7 protein-coding genes are annotated in these 6,000 nt (G+C 32.0%); 1 reads left to right on the forward strand and 6 read right to left on the reverse strand.

Translation table 11 applies throughout. From position 1 onward, the window contains the following. Positions 1 to 170 precede the first annotated feature (170 nt). The gene (locus QVO42_RS05680; protein ID WP_288163912.1) at positions 171 to 503 is read left to right on the forward strand and encodes a hypothetical protein; all 333 of its coding nucleotides are present in this window, start codon (positions 171 to 173) and stop codon (positions 501 to 503) included. Positions 504 to 1,046: 543 nt separating this feature from the next. On the opposite strand, the gene QVO42_RS05685 is transcribed toward QVO42_RS05680, so the two are convergent. The 6 genes from QVO42_RS05685 to QVO42_RS05710 form a co-directional block, all read right to left on the reverse strand. Further along, positions 1,047 to 1,316 carry a type II toxin-antitoxin system RelE/ParE family toxin gene (locus QVO42_RS05685; RefSeq protein WP_006505231.1) on the reverse strand — a complete coding sequence of 90 codons (270 nt, stop codon included), beginning with the start codon at positions 1,314 to 1,316 and terminating at the stop codon, positions 1,047 to 1,049. Further along, on the reverse strand, positions 1,313 to 1,633 hold the full coding sequence (locus tag QVO42_RS05690) for a type II toxin-antitoxin system RelB/DinJ family antitoxin (RefSeq protein WP_022425189.1): 321 nt from the start codon (positions 1,631 to 1,633) through the stop codon (positions 1,313 to 1,315). Before QVO42_RS05690 ends, QVO42_RS05685 begins: the two co-directional genes overlap by 4 nt. Positions 1,634 to 1,758: 125 nt before the next feature. After that, positions 1,759 to 3,366, reverse strand: coding sequence for an ATP-grasp domain-containing protein (locus QVO42_RS05695; RefSeq protein WP_022425190.1), 1,608 nt, complete (start codon positions 3,364 to 3,366; stop codon positions 1,759 to 1,761). Positions 3,367 to 3,380: 14 nt separating this feature from the next. Further along, a complete protein-coding gene (locus QVO42_RS05700) occupies positions 3,381 to 4,133 on the reverse strand; it encodes an esterase family protein (protein ID WP_022425191.1) in 753 nt (250 codons plus the stop codon). Positions 4,134 to 4,187: 54 nt separating this feature from the next. Next, complete coding sequence (locus QVO42_RS05705) at positions 4,188 to 5,144, reverse strand: MmcQ/YjbR family DNA-binding protein (protein ID WP_022425192.1); 957 nt, start codon at positions 5,142 to 5,144, stop codon at positions 4,188 to 4,190. Between the two features lie 21 nt (positions 5,145 to 5,165). Next, positions 5,166 to 6,000, reverse strand: an 835-nt coding sequence (locus tag QVO42_RS05710; protein WP_288163914.1) for a CapA family protein, incomplete at its 5' end; no start/stop codon positions are given.

Genomic DNA, 6,000 nt, shown 5'->3' on the forward strand with positions numbered 1-6,000 from the left:
AAACAATAAAATGGATTATTCAACTTTCAAAAAAATCATCATTCTATTCTTTCCTACTAAATATAAAATTACATTTATAACCGTATTCAGTCTTGATTTTATAGGTTTATTGTTAGGCCTATTTATAAGAGACTTTTCTTTTTTTTGTAATAGTTAGCGTTATTTTATTATTGGAAGTTAAAATTCATCTTACTGTATCAAGAACTGGATTAAAACAATTAATGAACCAGCAAATAGAACGATACAACAAAGATGTAATATATTTTGATTTATACTTTGATGAAGATAAACTTTACGCGAAAGTAGACTCATCACCGAATGAAGATCCTATAAAATACAAAGATTTAAAGAAAATTAACGAAACAAATGATATTGTATTTTTTACAAGTAATGCAGGCTTTAAAATCTATTTTGAAAAGAAAAATGCCAGCAATGAAGATATTGAGAAATTACATGCATTTTTTGATAAGCAGAACATCAAATGGAGAAAATCAATTTTATAGATGATAAGGGTAAAGTAATTATAAAAGCCAATATAATAATGAAATAAAAGGGGCATGTGCTCGTATGACTTTACAATTGATGTATAAATATCTTTTATATATTTCAACTTTGTGTTCTTTAGAAAACTTGCTTTTTCTTTCCAAAAGAAAAACCTCCTTAGCAAACCATTGGTATTAAGTTAAGCGACTAAATGTCAAAGAACCTCCTCTATCTTATCCGAAAGCCAGATGGTTGCTTGATCCATTCATTATATAGTATGCATCTGAATTCATAAGTTAATGCCAGTCTGTTTTTTCTTACATTTTTGACATATGATGATTTGGATAATAACTTGATTTCTTCATCAGTAAATTTCTTTGATTTTGACATAGTAAAATTTAAGCAACAAAACAAAAAATGATACCCACAGGAGGGGTATCACAACTGTCAGGTTGTTGTCCTCCTTATGGGTACCATTTTATTTGTAGCTGACACCTTAACTTAATTACCCGATGATATTAGTTTTCTTTAACTTAATACCATTTGAGTTTATTCAATCCTTTTTACTTATCACCAAAGATGACATTCATATATTTTTCTTCATTTGTTAGAATACGGATGATTGTTACTGTATCATGATCATATTTGTAGAAAATACTATATTTTCCTGCAATGACATAATAAAGATCTGTTGTCCATCCAGTTCTATTAGATAGTTGCCCACCTATTTCAGGGTGTGTTTTTAATACAGCACATAGTTTCACTATCTTTGGATTCAAACGCATAGGGTTTCTTAAATCAGCACGTGCTTGTCTTGTATATCTTAGATTCATAGTTCAATTCCAAATTCTTTTAAGATATCTTCTTCAGAAATACTATCATCTGCAGGTGCTTTTTCACCTTTATCTAATTCAATCATTAACTGAGAGATGGCCTGTTCTCTTAATGCCTGTTTACTATTTGCGGTTACTAAGAAAGGCATTCCTTCTACATTAATAGATTGCTGAATAAATGCATTAATGGCATCAGTAAGTGTCATACCACACTGTGCATAGATTCCTTCTACCTGTGCTTTGATTTCTGGATTAATACGCATCTGAAAAGTGCTTGTTTTGGGTGCTGTCGCCACTGTTAGTGTTGTTTTTTTCATAGTTATAAACTCCTTCTCAACCATTATAAACATCACTCAATTAACAGTCAACACATTGTATATACAGAAAATTGATAAAGAAAAAAACTGATCAGAAATGAAATCATTTCATCACAGTTTCTTAATTAACGCTTTTTAGATTTATGTCTAGGTTTCTTAACAGCTTTTCTAGCACGAGGAGATTTCTTAACTACTTCTTTTAGTTCTTCTTTCTTCTCTTCTACTACCTTTACTGTATCTTCTACAGCTGCTTTTACTTCTTCTTTCTTTGTTTCCACAACTGCTTTGACAGGTTCTTTAGTTTCTTCAGCCTTCTTAGTCACAGCTTTTACGGTCTTTTTAACCGGTTCTTTTTTCTTTTCTACAGTCTTAACGGCTTCTTCTACAACTGTTTTTACAGGTTCTTTTACTTCTTCTACCTTCTTAGCTACAGCCTTTACTGTCTTCTTAACTGGTTCTTTTTTCTTTTCTACAGTCTTCACTGTTTCTTCTACAACAGCCTTTACTGTCTTCTTGACTGCTTTCTTAGGTGCAGCCTTTTTCTTCTTATGTGCAATAATAGCCTTAGTAATTTCATTTAACTTTGCTTTAGTCTTAGCACGGAAAACAAATATATGGTTACCTTCAGCCTGTGCAAGAACCTGAGGAATATCTGCTTCAATCTTGATATATTCTCTATACTTATCAGCAACTTCTGCGTCAGATAATTCATAATCAATACCAAGACGTCTTCCTACATAACCTACATAATACTTTCTTTCAATTTCATAAAAACAAGTATTATAGATCATCATATCTGCCCAAATAGTATATGTATCTACATCATAAGCATAATTCATCATATCAGGAATAAAAGCACCGGGTGCTCTCATATTCACTTCTAGAGGAACTAAATCACCTTTTCTACCTAATCCTGGTTTATCTTCAGATAACTTAATGAATTCAAAATGGAAGAAACGGCTTCTTGTATCAAATGCTTTAACAACCTTTTCACCAATTTCATAAATAGGTTTACCTTCTACAGGTTCAGAATGGAAATAGATATCAGATGCATCATTGACTGTATCCATAATAGAAGTATCCATATAATGACTTGTAGAGAATAAAATATTCTTATCCTTATCAGTCACACCTTCGAATGTTACAACATCACCAGGCACAAAATCTTCTAGAATATAATCAATATAATCCTGTTTATGATTATAGAAGTCTTTTAATTCTTCATCATCTTTTAATTTATAAGTATGAGTTGCTCCTACACCATTATCGGGCTTTACAATCACTGGATAACCATTCTTTTTAGTAAACTCTAAAGCTTCATCAAGTGTATCTAACTTAATATAGTCAGCCACCTTTAAACCAGCACTCTTATATACTTCCTTCATAGCTGATTTAAACTTCATCCAGCGCATATCCTGAATCTGTGGACCAGTAGTCACATTGAAGTCTCTTCTTAAAGTAGCTTCTAATTCTAGCCAGTATTCATTTTCAGACTCAATCCAGTCTATCTTACCATATTGACTAGAGAAATAAGCACACGCACGATATACTTCATCATAGTTTTCTAATGAACCTACATAGTAATACTCAGTCAATGAATTCTTTGTTTCATCACTGATCATATCATATGGGCAATCCCCAACACCTAATACATTCACACCACGATCTTTTAAACGTGAGCAGAAATTATGATAATATTCTGGAAAATGTGGTGATATAAATACGACGTTCATCTATTCTTCTCCTCCTAGATTACTCTCTTTACAAAATATGGGAACTGTACTCTCCACCAATCCCAATCATGGTTTACATCATATCCCCAGAAATCAATCCATGCTGGAATATTCTTATATTCCAATAGTTCTTTCATTCTACTAGTTGAACGAACCATTTCGTCTTCCCAAGCACCCTGGCCACAACATAATACGATACGACGTTTTCTATACATTTCTACATATGGGTGATCATAACTCATACCTTCAATATATTTAATAGGACTATTACGATAAACATTATCATCCACATAATCATGGAAGAATAAATCACTATCATAATATCCACTTAATGCAATACATCCACTAAAGATATCCGGTCTTCTAAATAAGAAATTAGCTGCATGTGATGCACCTAATGAACATCCTGTAGTATAAATACCCTTTGCATGTGTACCACACATCGCATTAATATCAATAATTCTAGGTACTAATTCATCTACAATATAATGATAATATTGTTCCAACATATGTGAACGAGATCCAACATCATGACCGCCTTCTTCACTCCATGTTTCTAAATCAATGCTATCACAGCAGAATAATTGTATATTCCCATTATCAATGAGGTCTTCTACTGTAGCGATCATACCATTGTTTTCAAAATCAAAAAATCTACCATTCTGTGATGGAAATACAAGTATAGGTGTTCCTGCATGTCCATACACCTTATATTCCATCTCTCTTTCAAGACATGGACTGTACTCTTTATAATATTCTACCTTCATTCCCAAAGCCTCCTTTGCCTTTGCCCATTATATCACATTTAATAGATAATTCACTTATTTATCGATATTTCCTATATACTCCTTTAATTCTTTAGGAATATGCCTAGCGCCTCTTATAGCTCTTAATTGATATGTCTTAAGTATTTTCAATGGATAAAGAGTAGGATCATATGTTTTTAGACGTTTAAGAAGCATACTTGTTTCATTACTTTCTACTACCTGACACTTATACATAATTGCAGAATAAGGAGTACCATAATAGATATATACATTCGCTCCTTGATGAATACTCCCTTTTTGATGCCATTGTATATAATCGCTTTGATGAAATGCCTTTATTAAATCAAAACGTTTAGGAGAAGCAGGAATAACCCAATCTTCACATATCACAGTAGTCTGATAGCTTTGATCAACAAGAGACATGATATCTTCATCACTCAATGTTTCATCTAATAGTATACTGATCCAATGTTTCTTATTCATATGAAAAGCTGGATAGATAGAAGGATGATTCACTGTATCCATAGAAATCTTAATATTCAAACATTCTATTTCTCCTTGTTTATCACAAAACTTAGAATAGTCTGTATGCATAATAAGTCCAAACCACTTATCATTATTTCTAAATACAAATGAATCACCATTAGTAAAAGGACAATCTGGAAGAACATGATACTTTTCTTCAATAAGATGCATCAAACGTTTAGATTGAGGAAAAATGAAATAATCATATACAAAACAATGATTCAATATATCCTCAATACAGCCTTCATATGCAGTTCTTACTTTTTGTACAAACTTTCCCTGCTTACCTACTAAATGAATATTTGTATATTCTTCATCTGTATCAGAATCATAAACCTTAGCCTCTAATATATCATTTATTATTACTTCAATCCTGAAATCACCATCTAGTATATCTTTCTTATATATATAATTATGCCCCTGTTTCTTAAATCCATAATCAATAAGTTTATTCTCATCACAGTGATAACGTCTATAATCCTTCATCATAAACCTCCAAAGAATGCCTTACATATCAATTTTGATATTCTTTACTTTCTGTTTCGCTTCTTCTTTCATATGAGGAATAGTCAGATTAGGAAAACCATGCTTCTCTACTAACTTATTTGTATAATCCTTTAAACGATAAACAGAAAAATCATGTCTTTCTTTTTTGCCCGTTAAAGTATAGTAATTCACAAGTGGTGTAAAGACCACGTTCTTAATTTTCTTTTTTTCTATATCAAAAGAAAGCATACCTTCTAATTGACATGATTCTTCCAACATGCCACTTACAAAATTACCTAAACTATAAGCAACTAATGTACGCTTACCATCCGCTCTTTGAATATATTCTACATCCTGTAAAGTATGTGTATGTGTTCCAATAATCACATCTGCACCTGCATCTGCAAGCTGCTTAGCCATATTCTTCTGGAATGTATTAGGATGATAATCATACTCAATACCCCAATGACAGGATACTATCACAATATCCGCATTCTCTCTTGCTTTTTTCATATTCTCCATCATAGTGGATTCATGAAAATTAATCATATAAGGTAACTGTTTCTGATAAGTCACACCATTCACATATTGATTAAAAGATAGAAATGCAATCTTAATGCCATTCTTTTCTACTATATTAATATTCTGTTTCTCTTCTTCATTCTCATAGAGTCCTAAATAAGTTATATGAGGATGTTTATTAAATACCTGGATAGAATGTAGTATGCCAGATGCCCCTTGATCATATGCATGATTTGTAGCACCATTCACTATATTAAATCCTACCTTTTCTAAATCATCTGCCACACTATCAGGTGCATTAAAGAGAGGCTGACTACTCCCACGGGCAAGCCCG

The sequence above is a fragment of the Catenibacterium sp. CAG:290 genome (assembly GCF_000437715.1).
GTDB lineage: Bacteria > Bacillota_I > Bacilli_A > Erysipelotrichales > Coprobacillaceae > Catenibacterium > Catenibacterium mitsuoka_A.

Excerpts from the sequence above, each read along its gene's own strand:
- QVO42_RS05685 (WP_006505231.1), bottom strand. The coding sequence starts at position 1,316 with ATGAATCTAAGATATACAAGACAAGCACGTGCTGATTTAAGAAACCCT.
- QVO42_RS05690 (WP_022425189.1), bottom strand. The coding sequence starts at position 1,633 with ATGAAAAAAACAACACTAACAGTGGCGACAGCACCCAAAACAAGCACT.
- QVO42_RS05695 (WP_022425190.1), bottom strand. The coding sequence starts at position 3,366 with ATGAACGTCGTATTTATATCACCACATTTTCCAGAATATTATCATAAT.
- QVO42_RS05700 (WP_022425191.1), bottom strand. The coding sequence starts at position 4,133 with ATGAAGGTAGAATATTATAAAGAGTACAGTCCATGTCTTGAAAGAGAG.
- QVO42_RS05705 (WP_022425192.1), bottom strand. The coding sequence starts at position 5,144 with ATGAAGGATTATAGACGTTATCACTGTGATGAGAATAAACTTATTGAT.